This window comes from Paenibacillus chartarius, assembly GCF_042432825.1.
Taxonomy (GTDB): Bacteria; Bacillota; Bacilli; order Paenibacillales; family NBRC-103111; genus Gordoniibacillus; species Gordoniibacillus chartarius.
This window is the reverse complement of record NZ_JBHLWN010000094.1, coordinates 1-1,498: the sequence shown is the minus strand read 5'-3', so window position 1 is coordinate 1,498 and position 1,498 is coordinate 1. Positions and strand designations below refer to the sequence as shown.

The window sequence follows — 1,498 nt, the reverse complement described above, 5'->3', positions numbered from 1 at the left end:
AAGCGGTACAGCAAGCAGAGTCGCTCAGTATACAGCTTCTGTGCAAGGTTATGGGGATCCCAAGGTCAAGCTACTACAAGTGGCTCAGCCACAAGCCTAGCCCGCGACAGTTGGAGAACCAGGAGCTAACGGCGGTTATGATGTCTTTGTATGAAAAGGTTGAAGGTACCTTCGGTTACCGTCAATTAACGCTTCATATGCGTCGACAAACGGAGAAACAAATTAACCACAAGCGCGTGTATCGTCTGATGAAGATAAAAGGGATTCAGTCTGTCATTCGCAGAAAGAAAAAGAAATATGAGCGTTCTACGCCACAGCAGGTAGCTGAGAACGTATTAAACCGTGAGTTTCAAGCTGAAGCCCCAAACGAGAAGTGGGTAACGGATGTAACTGAATTTAAGTACGGCAATGGTCAGAAAGCCTATTTAAGCGCGATTCTCGACCTTCACGATAAATCGATTGTTTCTTATGTACTGGGGCACTCCAATAATAATCCACTCGTGTTTAGGACATTGAAGTTGGCGCTAAAGGCAGCGCCAAGGAGCAAAGCACTCCTCCATAGCGACCGGGGCTTCCAGTATACGTCTCTGAGCTTTAAGAAGTTGTTGGACAAGGCTAAGCTAAAGCAGAGCATGTCACGAGTTGGACGTTGTATTGATAACGGACCCATGGAATCCTTTTGGGGAACTTTAAAATGTGAGAAGTATTATTTGCATAAATACCAAACCTTTGATCAATTAAAGAACGACATTGATGCTTTTATTCACTTTTACAATTACGAACGATTACAGAAAAAACTAAACAGCCTCAGCCCCATGGAATTCAGGGCTAAGGCCGCTTCATAGATCTTTATTTTTTGTGCTGTCTACTTGACGGGGTGCAGTTCATCGCCGGGCCAGCCTTTTTCGTATGTCAACGATTCGCTGCCGCGTAAGAACCTGCCGCTGCGGTAAGATAATAAGCCAAACCGGTTTGCTGGCTCTCAAGCATCTGTAGGTGAAAGTCATCGTTTAGAAAAAATTGAGTTTGTGCCGCAAAATCATGAGCCGCGAGAGAATAGACAGCCGGTCCGAACGATGCTCCATCATTTCTTTGATTTGTTCCAAGGAGAAATCCAGTTCTCGATAAAATAAAATCTCTTGCAGCCGTTCCAACTCTTTCGTTCCGTACAGCCGGTATCCGGCTTCGCTTACCCGGTTCGGAAGCAGGAGACCGATCTTGTGGTAATGGTGCAGCGTTTTGACGGTCACATTGGACAGCTCCGACACTTCTTTCACCGTGTACAACAGTGCTTATTCCTCCCTTCCTTTCGGTAGCTTAAGGTCTTCCCCAAGAGGAGAGTCAAGATGAATTTTCTTTGAACATGGATGGGCGGGGCATAACGATAACAAGGCCAACCCCGTGTTGTTCCGTGGATGGCCTTGTTTGAGCATGAAAAAGAGGCTGTCCCAAAAGTCATCGTAGATGACTGAGGGCAGCCTCTTTTCATTTTGTACAA

The 1,498-nt window shown here is 45.9% G+C and carries 2 protein-coding genes and 1 pseudogene; 1 reads left to right on the top strand and 2 read right to left on the bottom strand.

Features of this window, described 5'->3' with window-relative positions; translation table 11 throughout:
- Positions 1-845: IS3 family transposase (locus ACFFK0_RS23695; RefSeq protein ID WP_377472852.1), on the top strand; the 845-nt coding region annotated here is incomplete at its 5' end.
- 67 nt (positions 846-912) lie between these two features.
- Here the strand turns inward: ACFFK0_RS23695 and ACFFK0_RS23690 are convergent.
- Together ACFFK0_RS23690 and ACFFK0_RS23685 are read right to left on the bottom strand one after the other, a co-directional pair.
- A pseudogene (locus ACFFK0_RS23690) lies at positions 913-1,289 on the bottom strand (MerR family transcriptional regulator).
- A 3-nt stretch (positions 1,290-1,292) separates the two neighbouring features.
- Positions 1,293-1,498, bottom strand: a 206-nt coding sequence (locus ACFFK0_RS23685) for a hypothetical protein (protein ID WP_377472851.1), incomplete at its 5' end; no start/stop codon positions are given.